This window comes from Bacillus mojavensis, assembly GCF_012648005.1.
GTDB classification, from domain to species: Bacteria; Bacillota; Bacilli; order Bacillales; family Bacillaceae; genus Bacillus; species Bacillus mojavensis.
Genome location: NZ_CP051464.1, coordinates 1,221,856 through 1,240,766 on the forward strand (window position 1 = coordinate 1,221,856; position 18,911 = coordinate 1,240,766).

Consider the following 18,911-nt stretch of genomic DNA (forward strand, 5'->3'; position numbering starts at 1 on the left):
TTTGCAAATCGCAAGAGCGGTTTTTTGATTAGCGTCTTTTTCGGCCAAGACCCATGGCGTTTTCCATTTTTTTGAGCATTTTGTTCGCTGTCCGGTTCGCCCGCTCAGCGCCTTCATCAAGAATCCGGTCTAATTCTTCGGACTCAATCAGTTCATGATAACGGTCTTGAATTGGCTTCAATGCACCGACTACCACTTCTGCCAAATCACCTTTGAACTCGCCATAGCCTTTTCCTTCGTATTTCGCTTCAAGCTCTTCAATCGTCGTATTGCCGAGAATTGAATAAATCGTAAGTAGATTGGAAACGCCAGGTTTGTTTTCTTTATCAAATTTTACAATACCTTCAGAATCAGTCACAGCGCTTTTGATTTTCTTTTCAAGCTGCTTTGGTTCATCCAGCAATGTAATAAAAGATTTCTGGTTCGGATCAGATTTACTCATTTTCTTCAGTGGGTCAGTCAGAGACATGATCCGAGCGCCTACTTTTGGAATCTTCACTTCGGGAATTGTAAAGATATCGTTATATTTTTTGTTAAATCGCTCTGCAAGGTTTCGTGTCAGCTCAAGATGCTGCTTTTGATCCTCGCCGACAGGCACAAGGTCTGTTCCGTACAGCAGAATATCTGCAGCCATCAGCGGCGGGTATGTTAACAGACCCGAGACAACTGCTTCTTTTCCATTTGACTTGTCCTTAAATTGAGTCATTCGCTCAAGCTCGCCGATATAAGCGACGCACTGCATCATCCAACCGGCCTGTGCATGTGCGGGAACCTCTGATTGAATAAACAGCGTTGCCTTTTCAGGGTCGAGACCGACAGCTAGATAAAGCGCCGCCAAACTGCGGATATTCTTTCTCAGCTGAAGCCGATCCTGAGGAACTGTGATCGCATGCTGGTCTACGATGCAAAAATAGCTGTTATAATCATGCTGGAGTTCGACAAACTGCTTCATTGCACCGATGTAGTTGCCGAGTGTAACGGAACCGCTCGGCTGGATGCCTGAAAAAATCGTCTGTTTCATTGGAAAATCAACCTCATTTCTTAAAACATAATAAAAAAGGCTCATTCTTCCCCTGTAAAAAAGGGACGAATGAACCGTGGTACCACCCTGATTATTCCATTAAAATGGAATCACTCTGGCGTTTGTAACGGAGACTGCTCCGGCTGAGCCTACTTTTTGGTTCGGTCAGCTGCTCCAAAGTCCATTCCACATTGCCCGTTATCTGCTCCCAGCACCGCAGACTCTCTTCAAACGGGTGAAATGTGTACTACTCTTTTTCATAGCAAGCTTTTCTTTTGATTGCTTCATTATAAATCAATTATAACCAATTGTCATCCTGAAAAAACATTCTTTTTGCATGAAAATTGTAATGATATAAATAATAGAACAGCCGTAAATCGCCCAAATGATAACAGCTCTCAGCGGTTAAACAGCTAGATATTATATGTATAAAGCAATATGGATTGGAAACTCCTACAATAGTTTTTAATCAATTTATGCTTTAAACGGTAGAAGGATATCGCGTTATTGGCAGAAAAACTAACGAAGTTTAAAAATTTTAAATTGATAAAATAATATTGCAATAAAGAATTTGTTTCATTATAATGAACTTGTTCACTCTATTGTTACAGCTTTTTTACAAAAATAATCAGAAAAGACGGAACAGAATAAAAGTTATGCAAATTCAGGTTCATTTGTCTGATATTTCTGAGGATTTAGCCGTAAGGAGCTGAAAAATGATTATTAGGGGGTTTGTGGATATGAAAAAACGTTGGTCGATTGTCACGTTAATGCTCATTTTCACTCTCGTACTGAGCGCATGCGGCTTTGGCGGCAGCGGTTCAAACGGTGATGGGAAAAAAGACAGCAAAGGGAAGACAACTCTTAACATTAATATTAAAACTGAGCCGTTCTCCTTACATCCGGGATTGGCAAATGACTCGGTATCAGGCGGTGTTATCCGTCAGACTTTTGAAGGATTGACACGTATTAATGCAGATGGAGAGCCTGAAGAAGGCGCAGCCTCTAAAATTGAAACAAGCAAAGATGGAAAAACCTATACGTTTACGATTCGTGATGGTGCAAAGTGGTCAAATGGCGACCCTGTCACAGCGCAAGATTTTGAATATGCATGGAAATGGGCGCTTGATCCTAATAACGAATCACAATACGCTTACCAGCTCTACTACATAAAAGGTGCTGAGGCGGCAAATACCGGTAAAGGCAGCCTTGATGATGTGGCAGTGAAAGCTGAAAACGATAAAACATTAAAGGTTGAACTAAACAACCCAACTCCATACTTCACTGAATTAACAGCATTTTATACTTATATGCCGATTAACAAAAAGATTGCAGAGAAAAACAAAAAGTGGAACACAGATGCCGGAGATGATTACGTGTCAAACGGACCATTTAAGATGACGGCATGGAAACACAGCGGATCTATCGATCTTGAAAAGAATGATCAATACTGGGATAAAGACAAAGTCAAACTGAAGAAAATCAATATGGTTATGATCAACAACAACAATACTGAACTGAAAAAATTCCAAGCTGGTGAACTTGATTGGGCCGGTATGCCGCTCGGACAGCTTCCGACTGAATCTCTGCCTAGCTTGAAAAAAGACGGTTCTTTACATGTTGAGCCGATTGCAGGTGTGTATTGGTACAAATTTAACACTGAAGCGAAGCCGTTAGACAACATAAATATCCGTAAAGCTTTAACATATGCAATTGACCGCCAATCGATTGTTAAAAACGTTACACAAGGTGAGCAAATCCCGGCTATGGCCGCAGTTCCGCCGACAATGAAAGGATTTGAAGATAACAAAGAAGGCTACTTCAAAGACAACGATGTCAAAACGGCAAAAGAATACCTTGAAAAAGGCCTGAAAGAAATGGGCTTAAGCAAGGCATCTGACCTGCCGAAAATCAAATTATCTTATAACACGGATGATGCACATGCAAAAATCGCTCAAGCAGTGCAAGAAATGTGGAAGAAAAATTTAGGCGTTAATATTGAGCTTGATAACTCAGAATGGAATGTATATATTGATAAGCTTCACAGCCAAGATTATCAAGTCGGCCGTATGGGCTGGCTTGGCGACTTCAACGATCCGATTAACTTCCTTGAGTTGTTCCGTGACAAAGACGGAGGAAATAACGATACCGGCTGGGAAAATCCAGAATTCAAAAAGCTTCTGAACCAGTCACAAACTGAAACAGATAAAACAAAACGTGCAGAGCTGCTGAAAAAAGCAGAGAATATTTTCATTGATGAAATGCCGGTTGCCCCAATCTATTTCTACACTGATACATGGGTACAGGATGAAAACCTAAAAGGTGTTATCATGCCAGGTACTGGTGAGGTTTATTTCAGAAACGCATATTTTAAATAAGGCTTTATCTGAAAATAAAAGACCTCAAGGTATATGGGGAAAAAAGCCCCATATACCTTTCTTTCTTACTGATGGAGTATAAAAAAAGTAAAAACCATGGAGGTGTTCCCCCTTGCTAAAATATATCGGAAGACGTTTAGTCTATATGATCATCACATTATTTGTGATTGTAACCGTGACATTCTTCTTAATGCAAGCAGCACCGGGCGGGCCATTTTCAGGTGAGAAAAAGCTTCCGCCTGAAATTGAAGCAAACTTAAATGCGCATTATGGCTTGGACAAGCCGCTGTTTGTACAATATGTAAGTTATTTGAAATCAGTTGCAATGTGGGATTTCGGACCGTCATTTAAATATAAAGGTCAGAGTGTCAATGACCTGATCAGTTCAGGTTTCCCCGTTTCATTCACTCTTGGAGCAGAAGCTATTCTCCTCGCTTTAGCATTAGGTGTATTGTTTGGGGTCATTGCAGCCCTTTACCATAATAAGTGGCAGGATTATACCGTCGCGATTTTAACGATCTTTGGTATTTCAGTTCCGAGCTTTATCATGGCGGCTGTGCTGCAATATGTGTTCTCCATGAAGCTTGGGCTGTTTCCGGTCGCGGGGTGGGAGTCCTGGGCATACACCTTTCTGCCTTCCATCGCTCTTGCTTCCATGCCGATGGCGTTTATTGCCAGACTTTCCCGTTCAAGCATGATCGAAGTGTTAAACAGTGATTATATTCGCACAGCGAAAGCAAAAGGGCTGTCACGTCCTGCAGTTACAGTGCGACATGCCATCCGAAACGCGCTGTTGCCTGTCGTTACATATATGGGCCCTATGGCCGCTCAAGTTTTAACCGGAAGCTTTATCATTGAAACCATTTTTGGTATACCGGGGCTTGGTGCACACTTTGTTAACAGTATTACAAACCGTGATTATACAGTCATTATGGGTGTAACGGTGTTCTTCAGTGTCATCCTGCTTTTATGTGTATTAATCGTAGACGTGTTATACGGCATTATTGATCCAAGAATCAAGCTTTCCAAAGCAAAGAAAGGAGCCTAGGCCATGCAGAACATTCCAAAAAACATGTTTGAACCAGCCGCAGCGAATGCCGGCGATGCTGAGAAAATAAGTAAAAAGAGCCTTTCCCTCTGGAAAGATGCGATGCTACGTTTCCGCAGCAATAAGCTTGCGATGGTCGGGCTTGTTATTATTATTCTCATTATTCTAATGGCGATTTTTGCACCTATTTTCTCAAAATATGATTATTCGACTACCAATCTCTTAAATGCGGATAAGCCGCCTTCAAAAGATCACTGGTTCGGGACTGATGATCTTGGAAGGGACATTTTCGTCCGTACATGGGTAGGTGCCCGAATTTCAATCTTTATCGGTGTCGCAGCCGCTGTTCTTGACTTGCTGATTGGCGTGATTTGGGGCAGTATTTCAGGGTTCCGCGGAGGCAGAACAGATGAGATTATGATGCGTATCGCAGATATCCTTTGGGCTGTTCCTTCATTATTAATGGTTATCCTGCTGATGGTCGTTCTTCCGAAAGGGCTGTTAACGATTATTATTGCTATGACGATTACGGGCTGGATTAACATGGCCAGAATCGTCCGCGGCCAAGTGCTGCAGCTGAAGAATCAGGAATACGTGCTTGCGTCGCAGACACTCGGGGCAAAAACATCCCGTCTGCTGTTTAAACATATCGTGCCGAACGCAATGGGCTCTATTTTAGTCACGATGACACTAACTGTTCCAACCGCGATTTTTACAGAAGCCTTTTTAAGCTATTTAGGACTTGGTGTTCCGGCTCCTCTTGCAAGCTGGGGAACGATGGCTTCTGACGGATTGCCTGCATTGACCTATTATCCGTGGCGTTTGTTTTTCCCTGCCGGTTTTATCTGCATTACCATGTTTGGTTTTAACGTTGTCGGCGACGGATTAAGAGACGCATTGGATCCTAAGTTACGTAAATAAGGGAGTGATACGGGTGACACGCCTATTAGAAGTAAAAGATTTAGCGATTTCATTTAAAACATACGGCGGAGAGGTCCAGGCGATCCGCGGAGTGAATTTCCATCTGAATAAAGGAGAAACATTGGCAATCGTCGGGGAGTCAGGCTCTGGAAAAAGTGTGACATCTCAAGCAATCATGAAGCTGATTCCGATGCCTCCGGGTTATTTTAAACGCGGTAAGATTTTATTTGACGGCAAGGATTTAGTGCAGCTTTCTGAAAAAGAGATGCAAAATGTACGGGGGAAAGAGATCGGAATGATATTCCAAGATCCGATGACCTCTTTAAATCCGACAATGAAAGTCGGCAAGCAAATTACAGAAGTGCTTTTTAAACACGAAAACATTTCAAAGGAAGCTGCGAAAAAGCGTGCTGTTGAGCTGCTGGATTTAGTAGGTATCCCAATGCCGGAAAAACGGGTCAACCAATTTCCGCACGAGTTTTCAGGCGGGATGAGACAGCGTGTCGTCATTGCGATGGCACTTGCGGCGAATCCGAAGCTGTTAATTGCCGATGAGCCGACAACTGCTCTTGACGTGACCATCCAAGCGCAGATTCTTGAATTGATGAAAGAATTGCAAAAGAAAATTGATACGTCCATCATCTTTATCACTCACGATCTCGGTGTTGTTGCTAACGTAGCCGACAGAGTTGCCGTGATGTATGCGGGACAGATTGTAGAAACCGGAACGGTAGACGAAATTTTCTACGATCCGAGACATCCGTATACTTGGGGGCTGCTGGCGTCCATGCCGACACTTGAAAGCTCAGGAGACGAACAGCTGACAGCAATCCCTGGCACGCCGCCTGATTTGACAAATCCTCCAAAAGGAGATGCCTTTGCGCTCCGGAGTCCATATGCGATGAAAATTGATTTTGAACAGGAGCCGCCAATGTTTAAGGTTTCCGATACTCATTATGTGAAATCGTGGCTGCTTCATCCTGATGCGCCAAAGGTAGAGCCGCCTGAAGCGGTAAAAGCGAAAATGCGGACGCTGGCGAATACGTATCAAAGACCTGTCTTAGTGAGAGAGGGTGAATAAATTGACTGAGAAACTATTAGAAATCAAACATTTAAAACAGCACTTTGTTACGCCGAGAGGAACGGTTAAAGCCGTAGATGACCTGTCGTTTGATATCTATAGGGGTGAAACATTAGGTCTGGTTGGTGAATCTGGCTGCGGTAAATCGACAACAGGCCGAAGTATCATTCGGCTATACGAAGCAACCGATGGCGAGGTGCTGTTTAACGGTGAAAATGTTCACGGTAAAAAATCCCGTAAAAAGCTGCTCGAATTCAACCGCAAAATGCAAATGATTTTCCAGGACCCATATGCATCGCTGAATCCGAGAATGACAGTCGCAGATATTATTGCAGAAGGCCTTGATATTCATAAGCTGACGAAAACGAAGAAAGAGCGTATGCAGCGGGTTCATGAGCTCCTGCAAACAGTCGGTTTAAACAAGGAGCATGCCAACCGTTATCCGCATGAATTTTCCGGCGGTCAGCGGCAAAGAATCGGGATTGCGAGAGCTCTTGCTGTAGATCCGGAATTTATTATTGCAGATGAGCCAATTTCCGCTTTGGATGTATCCATTCAAGCGCAGGTCGTGAATTTAATGAAAGAACTGCAAAAAGAAAAAGGGCTCACATACCTGTTTATTGCCCACGATTTATCGATGGTCAAATACATCAGCGACCGTATCGGAGTGATGTATTTCGGTAAGCTGGTTGAGCTTGCGCCGGCAGATGAACTTTACGAAAACCCGCTACACCCGTATACAAGATCATTGCTTTCTGCCATTCCGCTTCCTGATCCGGATTATGAGAGAAATCGTGTCCGCCAAAAATACGATGTATCCGTGCATCGGTTAAAGGATGGAGAAAAGATGGAATTCCGTGAAGTAAAACCAGGTCATTTTGTTATGTGCACGGAAGAGGAATTTAAAGCCTATTCATAAGTTGAAAATCCTTCAAAACAAATGTTTTGAAGGATTTTTTTTATAGGATGATAGAAAGTAAGAGTCACATCTTTTACAATTAGAGGAAAAACGGAGGCGGACACTATTCAAATTCTTCGTCAGAAAAATGTCTTTGCACTGCTTCTGTCGCAATCTCTGCAATCTTTAGCTGGAGTCCTGGTGACAATCGTTTTAATGGTAAAGGTCTATCAAATGACCGACTCTGTCTTTTTTTCGGGTCTTATTTTATCCTTCATGTCGTTTGCAAGTGTTGCGGCAAGCTTTTGCATTTCGGGTGTACTCCATAAGCTTGGTTTTAAAAAGGTGCTTGCCGGTGCAAGTCTGCTGAGAGCGGTCTTTGCATTGCTAATCGCATACAGTGTCAGCCAAGATGGAATTGCCTTCTATATCATGACGCTGCTGTTTGTTTTTTGTTTTTCATTTTCTGGCGCCTTTTTTCAGCCGGCAAGGTTCGCGCTGCTGCCTGTTATTGTTTCAAAAGAGCATTACGTGAAAGCAAACGGTGTGATTTCACTCGCTAATCAATTGTTTTTAACAGCTGGCTGGGGACTTGGAGGTCTTCTGACATTTGCTGCACCTTTTGAGTTTGTTGTCGGCAGTGCCATTTGCCTGTTTGTCTTTTCCGGAGCTGTCATCAGCCTGCTTCATGTGAACGATGCAAGAACGAAAAGAACAGCTGAAACAGCATCTGCAAGAAGTGTATGGAAGGATTTGATGACAACCCCGATTGTAAGAGACATCACTGCAATGGACATGATAGAAGCTCTTGCCGGCTCAGTTTGGTCATCCGCTATTCTATTGGCTTTTACAGTGGCGGTTCTGCATGAAACAGAAGTATGGTGGGGAATCTTTAACGCTTCTTATTTTATTGGTGCTATGATCGGCAGTGTCATCGCCATCCATTTTTCTGCATGTTTTGAGCAAAATATGGGGTACGCGATTATATTCAGCTCACTTGTGATGGCAGTGCTGACATTCCTCTTTGCGGTTTCTCCCTTGCCGTTTTTATGCGCCCTGGCTTGCGCGGCGATGGGGCCTTTTTATCAAGTCAGAGATATATGTCAGGAAACCGTATTGCAGGAGGTCATTCCGGCACATAAGCGCATCGGGATGATGGCTGCCAAAAACGCGCTGTTGACTCCTTGGTCTGGTGTTACCTATTCCATCATGGGGCTGCTGACTGATGCTGCCGGTGCAAAAACAGCTTTTATTTCGGCGGCTGTATTATATGGCATGACTTTTTTGATTGCGTTGGCGCAGCCCGGCCTGAGTCATTACAAACGGGAGAGACACGCGAATTGAGCATGATCAAACATCTCCGGTGGAACGACGAATTGCCTTACTTGCTGAAAAAAAATGAAACCATGCGGAAAGTTCGTACGTCTTTATAGATGTAAGGCTGTTTAAACAAGAAGAAATGGGGTATATCTAAAAGTATGAAGACAACGAACTCATAAGGAGCAAATCAATGAACTGGTACGAAAAGCTTAGCGAGTACTTTCCAATTGAAGAATTGAAATCAAAAGCGCATATGGAAGCTCTTTTGAAAGAGCGAAGCGATATTTATCATAAAGATGAAGGCAAGCATCATATCTTAATGTTTGCGGAATTTGAATCTTTTATCTTCGTTGATTATCTGTATGTGTCAAAAGATGCAAGAGGGCAAGGGCTTGGCGGCAAACTGATTGCCAAGCTGAAAAAGAAAAATAAGCCGATATTGCTTGAGGTGGAGCCTGTGGATGAAGATGATGCTGATACAGAAAAACGCCTGAGATTCTATCAAAGAGAGCATTTTAAGCATGCTCAGTCAATTGGGTACCGGCGCCGGTCATTGGCTACGAATGAAGTCAATAAGATGGAGATTCTGTACTGGTCACCGAAAACAGAATCAGAAGAAGAGATTCTTGAAGCCATGAAACAGACATATGAAAACATTCATACTTATAAAGATGAGAAATGGTACGGGGAATCATACGAAAAAACGGATGAAGTCCTGACACTCATTGATGAAGAAAAGCAAAAAAATATTTTCGATGAGTTAAGCTAATTGAGAATGCAAACACATGAATAAAATAAAATTTGCTGGATTGACACATTTTTTTCTTAGGACACTGTTCACACTTACTTTTTTATAGTATAATACCTATAAAGATTCCTTTTTTAGAGTAATTTCAATTTAAGAATAAAATAGATGTTCATCCTACTAATTAGAGGAGTGAAGATGAATGGTTACATTATACACATCACCAAGCTGTACTTCATGCAGAAAGGCGAGAGCGTGGCTCGAGGAGCATGAGATTCCGTACGTAGAAAGAAACATTTTCTCTGAACCTTTATCAATTGATGAAATAAAACAAATCTTAAGAATGACTGAGGACGGAACAGATGAGATCATCTCAACCCGTTCAAAAGTATTCCAAAAATTGAATGTGAACGTTGAATCAATGCCGCTGCAAGACTTGTACCTCTTGATCAACGAGCACCCAGGTTTGCTTCGCCGTCCGATCATCATCGATGAAAAACGTTTGCAGGTCGGATACAACGAAGACGAAATCAGACGTTTCTTGCCAAGAAAAGTCCGCTCTTTCCAATTAAGAGAAGCACAGCGTTTGGCAAACTAATAGATCGCACGTTAAAAAGAAGGCTGAGACATCAGCCTTCTTTTATTTTTCAACCTGCTGATAATAAATGCTGGCAAGGATCACAAAGACGACAGTTAAAATGGGGAGAAGCGCTTCAACCGTGCCGTGCTGAGCCATAAAAAAAGACAGCTTTTGATCCCGGACAATCATTTCTCCGCCTGTATAAGCCAATAATCCGCTTCCCACATAAATCAATAACGGTATTTTCTCAAGCGCGATGTGGATGAGTTTGCTGCCCCAAATTATAACCGGCACCGATACACACAGACCAATCATAACGAGAGAAAGCTCACCGTGCGACGCTCCTGCGACAGCAATAACATTGTCCAATGACATAAACAGGTCTGCGAGTACAATCGTTCGTATGGCTTTCCATAGAGAGGTGCTGCTTTTGACGTGCTGGGCGTCTTTTTTTTCAATTAATAGCTGGTATCCCAAATATAGAAGGAATATTCCCCCGGTACATTGCAGGAAAGGAATATTCAAAAGATAAACCGCTGCACTTGTTAATCCGATTCTCATCGCAACGGCGATAAATGTTCCGAGAATAATGGCTTGCTGTCTTTGCTTGTCCGGCAAATTTCGGCTGGCCATGGCGATCACGACTGCATTATCGCCGCCGAGAATCAGATCAATTCCGACGATAAGCAGCAGTGAAATCAGATAGTCATGCTCCATGCATCGGCACCTCGCTTTCGTTCCATCGCTTGTACCACTAATATATGAAGCGGGACGCAATTTATGATAGCGGTGCTGGAAGACAAGCCATTTTTTGGGCGAAGATGCATTTTTATTTCTTTTGTGACTGATTTATCATAAAATAGAAATACAAAGGAATTCACACTTCCTTGGTTCAAGGTTAAGATGTGGACGGAATGGGTAAAGTGTAGTAAAGTACTATTAATCGGGAGCTTAGATGTCCCTTCAACATCTTATATAGAAGGGAAGGTTGGCAAATGGAAATTGAAAGAATTAACGAGCATACAGTAAAATTTTATATGTCTTATGGAGATATTGAAGATCGCGGTTTTGACAGAGAAGAAATTTGGTATAACCGTGAGCGCAGTGAAGAACTGTTCTGGGAAGTTATGGATGAAGTTCATGAGGAAGAGGAATTCGCTGTTGAAGGCCCTCTTTGGATTCAAGTTCAGGCAATGGACAAAGGATTAGAAATTATCGTCACCAAAGCCCAGCTTTCCAAAGACGGACAAAAGCTCGAACTGCCGATTCCTGAGGATAAAAAACAAGAACCAGCATCTGAGGATCTTGACGCCTTGCTGGATGATTTCCAAAAAGAAGAGCAAGAAGTCAATCAGGAAGAGAAGGAACAAAAGCTACAATTTGTCTTGCGGTTTGATGACTTCGAAGATGTAATTTCTCTATCTAAATTAAACGTTAACGGAAGTAAAACGACTTTATATTCGTTTGAGAACCGATATTATTTATATGTGGATTTTTACAATTTGACTGATGAAGAGGTTGAAAATCAGCTAAGCATCCTGTTGGAGTATGCGTCTGAATCCTCAATCAGCATACACCGACTTGAAGAATACGGCAAGCTGGTTGTGTCAGAGCACGCTCTTGAAACGATAAAAAAACACTTTGCATCATAGCAGACCGATTTCTTGCCGGAAATCGGTTTTTTTCTATTTCAAAACAACATATTGAAGCTGGAAAATCAAAAACATACATAAAGGCAAAACATCAGCAAACAGGAGTTCATCGGTCATTTCCAGAAAGAGTGATGAATCTGGAAAGGAGAGATGACAATTGTTTAGTGCTGTGACAGAAGACGGTCAAGTTTTCCACCTCATAGGCAGGCAGAGCAGAGAAAAATTAAAGCAGACCAGGTTTTTTTGCCCGGTGTGTGCAGAGGAGCTCGATGTGAAGCTAGGGTCTCAGAAAGCGCCGCATTTTGCCCATAAACAGAACAAGTCCTGCACGATAGACATAGAACCTGAGAGCGCCTATCACTTAGAAGGAAAACGGCAGCTATATGTATGGCTGAAAACGCAAAAGGCTTCACCGCTCTTAGAGCCGTATGTCCGAGAGATTAAACAAAGGCCCGACATCTTGGCGAAAGTTAAGGGGAATACGCTTGCTGTTGAATACCAATGCGCGACTCTCCCTCCTGATGTCTTTCAAAAAAGAACAGCCGGTTTCAAACAAGCAGGAATGATACCGCGGTGGATTCTTGGGGTCAGCCGCTTAAAACGGACATCTTCATCCTTTTACCAGCTGTCCGCTTTCCATTGGCAGTTTATCAATACCAGTCAGAACAGCGATCTGTTATGTTACTGCCCCAAAACACATTCTTTCCTGAGGCTCAGCCACATGATCCCGTTTTACACAACCCATTTTTACTGCTCCGTCCAAACGATTCCAGTCCGTCAGGCAGCGGCAGAAGATCTCTTTTTCACTGAATCGGATTCATCGTTTAAGCACACAGATTGGACAGGAGCCATTCTCCGTTTTCGCCGCAAAACTCATCGGTTTCTCTCTAAAGATATAAATCGGCTTAGGCTTTTGTTTTATGAAAAACGGCAAACGCCTCTCTCTTTTCTTCCGACAGAGGTGTTTGTTCCTGTACAGAAAGGAGCCGTTTTCAAGAGTCCCGTTTTTGTATGGCAGGGTTATCTTTATCTGTTTATTACGGATCTTGGGTATAAACATGCGCCCATTCGCTTTTCAGCCATTTTGCAGCACTGCAAACTACACATTCATAAAAAGAACATTCTACTCAGAGGAGAATACAGCGATCAGGGTCTCAGTGAGGCTGTTAAACAGTACATTGAATTTTTGTGCAAGAAGGGATTTTTAAGAGAGACTCAGAAAGAAGTATATGTGCTGAATCAGCCCGCAAAGCGCAGCCAATCATTACAGGATCTCATTGAAAAAGACAGAAGCTGTTTTATCGAATGAGTTTTCCTGATTTGGCTCACCCTAAGACAAAGGTGGTGGGCTGGTTGTGAGAAGCACAAAAGGAAAGGTTTTTCGTGTTTTTACTGCTTTTTTGGCATTCGTTCTCTTCATAACTGCATATGATTTGACAAATGGCAGTGAAAAACCGGAAGATATTCACAACACAAGTTTATTGAGAAACAACCGTTTTTTCAATTGGCTTGAATTAAAGAAAACGAGGGGGATCACCATGGCTGAGGAAAAAAAAGCAAATCAACTGCCTGACCGAAGTGAGGTAAAGGTAGAGGACACATGGAGACTTGAGGATATTTTTCCTAGTGATGAGGCCTGGAATAAAGAATTTCAAGCTGTTAAAGAATTAATACCGGATTTATCTAAGTATAAAGGCAAGCTGGCTGATTCAGCCGATCATTTATACGAAGCCCTTACTTACCAGGATAAGGTGATGGAGCGTTTGGGCAAACTTTACACATACGCGCATATGCGCTCAGACCAAGATACAGGGAACTCCTTTTATCAGGGACTTAATGATAAGGCTGGAAATCTGTATACACAGGCCGCAAGCGCAACAGCTTATCTTGTTCCGGAAATTTTATCCATAGAAGAAGACAAACTGCAGCAGTTTATTCTTGAAAAAGAAGAGCTGAAGCTTTACTCTCATGCCATTGAGGAAATCACAAAGGAACGACCGCACGTGCTGAGCGAGAAGGAAGAAGCGCTGCTGGCTGAAGCTTCTGAGGTGCTGTCTTCGTCGTCAAATACGTTCAGCGTGTTAAATAATGCCGATATTACATTCCCATCTATTAAAGATGAAGAGGGGAATGAAAAACAGATCACTCACGGCAATTTTATTAATTTCTTAGAAAGTGAAAACCGTGAAGTCCGCAAAAATGCGTTTGACGCTGTATATAAAACATACGGCCAATATAAAAATACAATGGCGACTACCTTGAGCGGGACTGTGAAAAAAGACAACTTCTACGCAAGAATGAAAAAATACAAGTCAGCACGTGAAGCTGCGCTTTCTAACAACAGTATTCCTGAAGAGGTATACGACAATCTCATCAAAACGATTAACAAGCATCTTCCGCTGCTGCATCGTTATATTGCACTGAGAAAGAAAGTGCTTGAGCTGGATGAAGTGCATATCTATGATCTGTATACACCGCTTGTGAAGGATGCGGGAATGAAGGTTACGTACGAGCAAGCTAAGGATTATATGCTGAAGGGGCTTGCACCTTTAGGAGAGGAATATCGCTCTATCTTAAAAGAGGGGCTTGAAAACCGCTGGGTTGATGTTTATGAGAATAAAGGGAAACGCAACGGCGCTTATTCTTCAGGAACATACGGCACAAATCCGTATATTTTAATGAACTGGCATGATAACGTCAATAATCTCTTTACGCTAGTGCATGAGTTCGGCCACTCTGTTCACAGCTACTATACGAGAAAACACCAGCCATATCCTTACGGCAATTACAGCATCTTTGTCGCAGAAGTTGCTTCTACGACAAACGAAGCACTGCTTGGTGAATATTTGCTGAACAATTTAGAGGATGAAAAACAGCGTTTATATATTCTCAACCACATGCTTGAGGGCTTTAGAGGAACCGTCTTCAGACAAACGATGTTTGCAGAATTTGAACATCTTATCCATATAAAAGCGCAAGAAGGGGAGCCGCTGACACCTGAGCTTCTGACCAATGTATATTATGATCTGAATAAAAAGTATTTCGGAAACGACATGGTGATTGATAAAGAAATCGGACTCGAATGGTCACGGATTCCGCATTTCTATTACAACTACTATGTGTATCAGTATGCGACAGGGTACAGTGCTGCACAGGCGTTAAGCAGCCAAATTTTGAAGGAAGGCAAGCCTGCGGTTGACCGTTATATTGACTTCCTGAAAGCGGGCAGCTCACAATATCCGATCGACATCCTGAAAAAAGCCGGCGTTGATATGACGTCACCAGAACCGATTGAAGCTGCGTGCAAAATGTTTGAGGAAAAGCTTGATGAAATGGAAGAACTGCTGCTGAAAGTAAAGCAGTCTTAATAAAAAATGGCCTGTGCATATATGATGCACAGGCTTTTTAAAATCCTTTAAAGGTTTTCCGATGATTCAGACGGTACAAGGTAAACAGAATAGACAGAAACAGCAGAGGAGACGTAATGTAAAGAGGCAGCATATGCATCATAGCTAATAAATTTAAACAGAAAAAAACAACAATGCATACAATTGAGATCACATTAAACAGCATGGCGATCCTCCTCGTCCTTGTTCCTTACAAGCATATGAATGAAACCTGTCAGTTATGTTTTGTGACAAAAATATGAACATTAAACTTAATGGTTGTCAACAGTCGACAACTTTTGATATGATAAGGATGTGAAATTGATCACAAACAAACATTACCCCTTTGTTTGACCGTGAAAAATTTCTCCCATCCCCTTTGTTGTCGTTAAGACATATGAAACCGCGCTTATCCCGGCGCGGTTTCTTTAGTGCTTTGTACAGAACGTATGTTTGATTTTTGTGCAAAAAATAGCCTCAAGCATATACATGCCTGCGGCTATTTTTCACATGATTGGTATTCATCAGAACTGCTGGTGAGGGACTGCCAAAACATTCCGTGCTTGGCCTCTACTTTGGCAACTTTTTTAGCAAACGCCAATTTTTTCATTTCCTTTTCTACCTCTTCAAGACTCAAATCATATACAAGAGCGATTTCCTTAGAGGCAACGAAACGGAAATATTCAATAAAACATTCCAGAGGCGGTGTTTCCGAGGGCTTAGGCTCGTCGCCAAGCATCTCAAATAAGATTTCTTCATACACATGGTATGAATAGCTGCCGGGGACTTTAAGTCCTTCGTCGTCATGCTGCGTATTAAAGAACGTCAGCGTCGGAGTGGCTGTAACATCCATCTCAGCCGCGATTTTCATGTCGCATTGAAGCGCCTTGACCGCGCTTTGGGAATGGAGGTCTTTTTGAAATTCCTCTAGATCCAGGCTTGTTTTTGACGCTATTTCCAAAAGCACGTTTTCATCCGTAATGTTCTTCTTCGAAACGAACAGACTCTCCTGCATATTCCGAAGAAATTGCATACCGGCTCTTCTTCCTTGAAGTTCTGCTGCCTTAAATGCGAGAGCAGCCATATATGGAGAAGAGAGCGGCTGATCTTGCTCAAACCATACACTGCCGTCACACGGCATACCGGAGCGGCTTGCGATCTTTTCCCAGGCTTCTGCCAGAAGATGCTTTTTACGTTTCTTATTTAACGCTGTAAGGCTTGCGGAAGCTATGATGCGTAAGGTAAAAAAACGTCCGTATCTGATTTTCATTTTTTTTATGACAGGTTCTAAGGACCAGCATTCGGGACATAAAGGGTCAACAAACATGTAGATTTCCAGCGGTTTTTTTGGATGGCCGTGGCAATGGGCGAAGTATTGCTCATGCTGATAGTTTGTCAATATGATCGATCCTCCGCTTCTGTTTGATTCACCATATGCCTTGCTGTCAACTCCAGCCGGCCAAACAAAAACTCACGAATGTCGCCCTCTAGTCCTACATGGTCCATTGCGTCTTTCATACAGCTGAGCCACGCATCGGCCCTCTCGTTTGTAATCGGAAAGGGAAGATGCCTTGCCCTGAGCATGGGATGGCCGTGTTCCTCGGTATAAAGGGGAGGCCCGCCTAAATACTGTGTCAAAAATTGCTTCTGTTTTCTGGCCGTTTCTGTTAAATCGCTCGGAAATATGGGCTTAAGCAAAGGATGAGACGCGACACGCTCATAAAAAGTATCAACAAGTTGCGATAGAAGTTCTTCTCCAATCGCTTCATAAGGTGCGTTAAACGATTGTCCCATGTTGACTACTCCTTTAAATATGGCTAATAGGAATCATAATTCCTATTGCAAAAAGTTATTTTCTGTATTTATTTCAATTCATCTATGAATTATTTTAGCAACAAGGCATCATTTCTACAAACAAACTGCCTTTTAAGCGCTTTTTATGCGCTTGAAGACAGGGTTCGGCTGAGCGCCGGGTTTGTATTTCATATCATATCACATACAAATCATGAATGTGTAAGATTTCACTCCGCAAAAAAACCGGAGGGCAAGTGCCGCTCCGGTTACGCGTAATAGGTTGCTGTTATTTTTTTTACATAGTTTTGAGTTTCTCTGAAAGGCGGAATGCCTCCGTATCGATCAACGTTTCCCGGGCCGGCGTTATAAGCTGCTAACGCCATGGATACATTGCCATCGTATTTATCCAGCATTTGTTTTAAATATTTCGTTCCGCCCTCAACGTTTTGCTGCGGATTAAGCGGATTGGAAACGCCAAGTGAGGTTGCTGTTGACGGCATCAGCTGCATTAAACCCATTGCGCCTGCACCGCTGACGGCTTTTGCATTAAAGCCGGATTCCTGTTTGATGACAGCGCGGATTAGTTTTTCATCGACTCCGTATTTGTCAGAGGCTTTTTTTATAGCGCTGTCGATTGAGAAGTCACCCGAGCTGATGTTTTTATCCTCTTGTTTGTTTGAGGAGGCATCAACAGCAGCTGTTTCAGTGCTTTCACTCGCTTTTGTAAATTGGCCGAGATTGTCGTTTGAATAGGAGTTAAGCCCGTAAGCTGAAAGCAGTGACGGCGATGTCCCGTAAGCGCTGTTCAGCTGGCTGATAGGGCTTGAAGATGCTGTTGACACAGGTGTTTGCTGGGACAGTCCATTTGTATATTGGCTGAGCAAGGAGCTGAAGTTTGACAGCGGGCTCTCAGCGCTCTGACTGCCCGTGCTGCGTGCATTTGATATAGACTGTAATGCCTGAAGCTGAAGGAGAGCCGCCCAATTCGTTACGTTCACTATGTCATTCCACCTTATATAGACTTTCGTTTTTCTTCATAAAAACGCTGAATTTTATTTTTGGTTTCTCGCAGAGGAATACTGAATTGCTGAAGCAGCTTTTCAAAGGCCAACTTGCCTTCATTCCAGTCAGCCGCCTCAAATTCGATTTCATAATCCTCTTTATTTAAATATCGGCTGTGATCTAAAACTATTAAACCTTTTTCTGTTTCTTTTTCTGCGCGATTTGTTGCTAAAGATCCAAAATAATGAATGGCGTCTGTATCGATGTGAAGCTTCTTCAGCTGGTCCTTGACAGGGCCTTTCGGAATCGTGAAACGTGTAAAGTCGGATACGCCGGAAAGCTTCTGGTGGGTTTCCAGAAGTCCAACTTCAGCCGGTTCTTTTAATGTCAGCACATATTCGTCATTTTTCTTGCGGATTCGAAGCGCCGCCTGTTTCTGTTTCAGTGCGAAGCAGTTTGTATCAAAATAGTGATTCTCTTGATTTGTAAATTCTTTTTCTGCCAAATCCAGTGCCGCAGCTATGTTTTCAAATTCATGTTTTGTAAGCAGATTTTTAAATTCAATTTCAATTTCTTGGCTCATGATGGTCTTCCTTTCAGCTCTGTAAATCTCATTTTTACTATTATCTCTTTAGATGTTAGGTTTATCAATATCAAGCTTGATATGATAAAATGAATCTGTACTTTGTTTATAAAGGAGAGCATTATGCAAAACAGAATCGAAATTTTAAATGCAACACTATCGGATGATGAGCTTCGCCTTACCTGTGAGACAGAAGGAAACGAAGCAGAACGCAAGCCGTCAGGTCAAATGCTAGTTGATTCTGACAACATTGCTTTTGTATACATACTTGAATTAGCTGATTCTTTTGAATATGTCATGATAAAGGAACATATATGGCCTGAACTAAAGCAGGCTCATGATCAAAGAAAACCGATCGTCTTAGAGGCAGGGAATGAAAGCATTGAGCTGTCAGGCCTGCATGAGGAGCTGGAGTATCTTTTAGAAAATATTAAAGATAATGCGAACTACGGAGAAGAAATGGAAGAAACAGTGAAACGCGTTTTTCTATAGAAACTGGTGC

Annotated in this window: 20 protein-coding genes and 1 other annotated feature; of the genes, 13 read left to right on the plus strand and 7 right to left on the minus strand. The window is 42.4% G+C overall.

The window, feature by feature from the left end:
* Positions 1-28: 28 nt before the first annotated feature.
* The gene (gene trpS / locus HC660_RS06275) at positions 29-1,021 is read right to left on the minus strand and encodes a tryptophan--tRNA ligase (RefSeq protein WP_010333741.1); all 993 of its coding nucleotides are present in this window, start codon (positions 1,019-1,021) and stop codon (positions 29-31) included.
* A 58-nt stretch (positions 1,022-1,079) separates the two neighbouring features.
* Positions 1,080-1,291 (minus strand) — a binding site (T-box leader).
* A gap of 470 nt (positions 1,292-1,761) precedes the next feature.
* On the opposite strand from trpS, the gene oppA reads away from it, so the two are divergent.
* The 8 genes from oppA to spx all read left to right on the plus strand — a co-directional run bounded on the left by oppA (position 1,762) and on the right by spx (position 10,010).
* Positions 1,762-3,399, plus strand: a complete 1,638-nt coding sequence (gene oppA / locus HC660_RS06280; protein WP_010333742.1) for an oligopeptide ABC transporter substrate-binding protein OppA — start codon at positions 1,762-1,764, stop codon at positions 3,397-3,399.
* A gap of 112 nt (positions 3,400-3,511) precedes the next feature.
* Positions 3,512-4,447 (plus strand): oligopeptide ABC transporter permease OppB, encoded by a 936-nt coding sequence (oppB, locus tag HC660_RS06285; protein ID WP_003239289.1) that lies wholly within the window; start codon positions 3,512-3,514, stop codon positions 4,445-4,447.
* A 3-nt stretch (positions 4,448-4,450) separates the two neighbouring features.
* Entirely contained in the window at positions 4,451-5,368 is a 918-nt protein-coding gene (gene oppC / locus HC660_RS06290) for an oligopeptide ABC transporter permease OppC (protein ID WP_010333743.1), read from the plus strand.
* A gap of 4 nt (positions 5,369-5,372) precedes the next feature.
* Complete coding sequence (gene oppD / locus HC660_RS06295) at positions 5,373-6,449, plus strand: oligopeptide ABC transporter ATP-binding protein OppD (protein WP_168747419.1); 1,077 nt, start codon at positions 5,373-5,375, stop codon at positions 6,447-6,449.
* 1 nt (position 6,450) lies between these two features.
* Positions 6,451-7,368 carry an oligopeptide ABC transporter ATP-binding protein OppF gene (gene oppF, locus HC660_RS06300; protein WP_168747420.1) on the plus strand — a complete coding sequence of 306 codons (918 nt, stop codon included), beginning with the start codon at positions 6,451-6,453 and terminating at the stop codon, positions 7,366-7,368.
* Between the two features lie 105 nt (positions 7,369-7,473).
* Positions 7,474-8,691 carry an MFS transporter gene (locus tag HC660_RS06305; protein WP_168749415.1) on the plus strand — a complete coding sequence of 406 codons (1,218 nt, stop codon included), beginning with the start codon at positions 7,474-7,476 and terminating at the stop codon, positions 8,689-8,691.
* 166 nt (positions 8,692-8,857) lie between these two features.
* On the plus strand, positions 8,858-9,436 hold the full coding sequence (locus tag HC660_RS06310) for a GNAT family N-acetyltransferase (RefSeq protein WP_010333747.1): 579 nt from the start codon (positions 8,858-8,860) through the stop codon (positions 9,434-9,436).
* 178 nt (positions 9,437-9,614) lie between these two features.
* Positions 9,615-10,010 carry a transcriptional regulator Spx gene (gene spx, locus HC660_RS06315; RefSeq protein WP_010333748.1) on the plus strand — a complete coding sequence of 132 codons (396 nt, stop codon included), beginning with the start codon at positions 9,615-9,617 and terminating at the stop codon, positions 10,008-10,010.
* A 42-nt stretch (positions 10,011-10,052) separates the two neighbouring features.
* On the opposite strand, the gene HC660_RS06320 is transcribed toward spx, so the two are convergent.
* Positions 10,053-10,709 (minus strand): TerC family protein, encoded by a 657-nt coding sequence (locus HC660_RS06320; protein ID WP_168747421.1) that lies wholly within the window; start codon positions 10,707-10,709, stop codon positions 10,053-10,055.
* Between the two features lie 186 nt (positions 10,710-10,895).
* Between HC660_RS06320 and HC660_RS06325 the strand changes: the two genes are divergently transcribed.
* The 4 genes from HC660_RS06325 to pepF all read left to right on the plus strand — a co-directional run bounded on the left by HC660_RS06325 (position 10,896) and on the right by pepF (position 15,012).
* Positions 10,896-11,021 (plus strand): hypothetical protein, encoded by a 126-nt coding sequence (locus HC660_RS06325; RefSeq protein ID WP_120698858.1) that lies wholly within the window; start codon positions 10,896-10,898, stop codon positions 11,019-11,021.
* Entirely contained in the window at positions 10,988-11,644 is a 657-nt protein-coding gene (gene mecA / locus HC660_RS06330; protein ID WP_010333750.1) for an adaptor protein MecA, read from the plus strand. The genes HC660_RS06325 and mecA overlap by 34 nt, the downstream gene beginning before the upstream one ends.
* A gap of 157 nt (positions 11,645-11,801) precedes the next feature.
* Positions 11,802-12,953: a competence protein CoiA gene (locus HC660_RS06335; RefSeq protein ID WP_168747422.1), complete on the plus strand. Its 1,152-nt coding sequence runs from the start codon at positions 11,802-11,804 to the stop codon at positions 12,951-12,953.
* Between the two features lie 229 nt (positions 12,954-13,182).
* On the plus strand, positions 13,183-15,012 hold the full coding sequence (gene pepF / locus HC660_RS06340; protein WP_010333752.1) for an oligoendopeptidase F: 1,830 nt from the start codon (positions 13,183-13,185) through the stop codon (positions 15,010-15,012).
* 37 nt (positions 15,013-15,049) lie between these two features.
* Here pepF and HC660_RS06345 read toward each other — a convergent pair whose 3' ends face one another.
* The 5 genes from HC660_RS06345 to HC660_RS06365 all read right to left on the minus strand — a co-directional run bounded on the left by HC660_RS06345 (position 15,050) and on the right by HC660_RS06365 (position 18,409).
* Complete coding sequence (locus HC660_RS06345; protein WP_010333753.1) at positions 15,050-15,217, minus strand: hypothetical protein; 168 nt, start codon at positions 15,215-15,217, stop codon at positions 15,050-15,052.
* A 312-nt stretch (positions 15,218-15,529) separates the two neighbouring features.
* Complete coding sequence (gene spxH / locus HC660_RS06350; RefSeq protein WP_010333755.1) at positions 15,530-16,429, minus strand: protease adaptor protein SpxH; 900 nt, start codon at positions 16,427-16,429, stop codon at positions 15,530-15,532.
* Positions 16,426-16,824 carry a globin domain-containing protein gene (locus HC660_RS06355; protein WP_010333756.1) on the minus strand — a complete coding sequence of 133 codons (399 nt, stop codon included), beginning with the start codon at positions 16,822-16,824 and terminating at the stop codon, positions 16,426-16,428. The genes spxH and HC660_RS06355 overlap by 4 nt, the downstream gene beginning before the upstream one ends.
* Before the next feature lie 266 nt (positions 16,825-17,090).
* Positions 17,091-17,822, minus strand: a complete 732-nt coding sequence (locus HC660_RS06360; protein ID WP_168747423.1) for a bifunctional muramidase/murein lytic transglycosylase — start codon at positions 17,820-17,822, stop codon at positions 17,091-17,093.
* Between the two features lie 14 nt (positions 17,823-17,836).
* Complete coding sequence (locus tag HC660_RS06365; RefSeq protein ID WP_168747424.1) at positions 17,837-18,409, minus strand: CYTH domain-containing protein; 573 nt, start codon at positions 18,407-18,409, stop codon at positions 17,837-17,839.
* Between the two features lie 123 nt (positions 18,410-18,532).
* Between HC660_RS06365 and HC660_RS06370 the strand changes: the two genes are divergently transcribed.
* The gene (locus tag HC660_RS06370) at positions 18,533-18,901 is read left to right on the plus strand and encodes a UPF0738 family protein (RefSeq protein ID WP_168747425.1); all 369 of its coding nucleotides are present in this window, start codon (positions 18,533-18,535) and stop codon (positions 18,899-18,901) included.
* The last annotated feature ends 10 nt before the right edge of the window (positions 18,902-18,911 follow it).

What these genes read in the sequence shown, in the direction of transcription:
- trpS (WP_010333741.1), bottom strand. Translation starts at nt 1,021, where the DNA reads ATGAAACAGACGATTTTTTCAGGCATCCAGCCGAGCGGTTCCGTTACA.
- HC660_RS06355 (WP_010333756.1), bottom strand. Translation starts at nt 16,824, where the DNA reads ATGGGACAATCGTTTAACGCACCTTATGAAGCGATTGGAGAAGAACTT.
- mecA (WP_010333750.1), top strand. Translation starts at nt 10,988, where the DNA reads ATGGAAATTGAAAGAATTAACGAGCATACAGTAAAATTTTATATGTCT.
- HC660_RS06365 (WP_168747424.1), bottom strand. Translation starts at nt 18,409, where the DNA reads ATGAGCCAAGAAATTGAAATTGAATTTAAAAATCTGCTTACAAAACAT.
- HC660_RS06370 (WP_168747425.1), top strand. Translation starts at nt 18,533, where the DNA reads ATGCAAAACAGAATCGAAATTTTAAATGCAACACTATCGGATGATGAG.
- HC660_RS06325 (WP_120698858.1), top strand. Translation starts at nt 10,896, where the DNA reads ATGTGGACGGAATGGGTAAAGTGTAGTAAAGTACTATTAATCGGGAGC.
- pepF (WP_010333752.1), top strand. Translation starts at nt 13,183, where the DNA reads ATGGCTGAGGAAAAAAAAGCAAATCAACTGCCTGACCGAAGTGAGGTA.
- HC660_RS06310 (WP_010333747.1), top strand. Translation starts at nt 8,858, where the DNA reads ATGAACTGGTACGAAAAGCTTAGCGAGTACTTTCCAATTGAAGAATTG.
- HC660_RS06345 (WP_010333753.1), bottom strand. Translation starts at nt 15,217, where the DNA reads ATGCTGTTTAATGTGATCTCAATTGTATGCATTGTTGTTTTTTTCTGT.
- spx (WP_010333748.1), top strand. Translation starts at nt 9,615, where the DNA reads ATGGTTACATTATACACATCACCAAGCTGTACTTCATGCAGAAAGGCG.
- oppA (WP_010333742.1), top strand. Translation starts at nt 1,762, where the DNA reads ATGAAAAAACGTTGGTCGATTGTCACGTTAATGCTCATTTTCACTCTC.
- HC660_RS06320 (WP_168747421.1), bottom strand. Translation starts at nt 10,709, where the DNA reads ATGGAGCATGACTATCTGATTTCACTGCTGCTTATCGTCGGAATTGAT.
- oppC (WP_010333743.1), top strand. Translation starts at nt 4,451, where the DNA reads ATGCAGAACATTCCAAAAAACATGTTTGAACCAGCCGCAGCGAATGCC.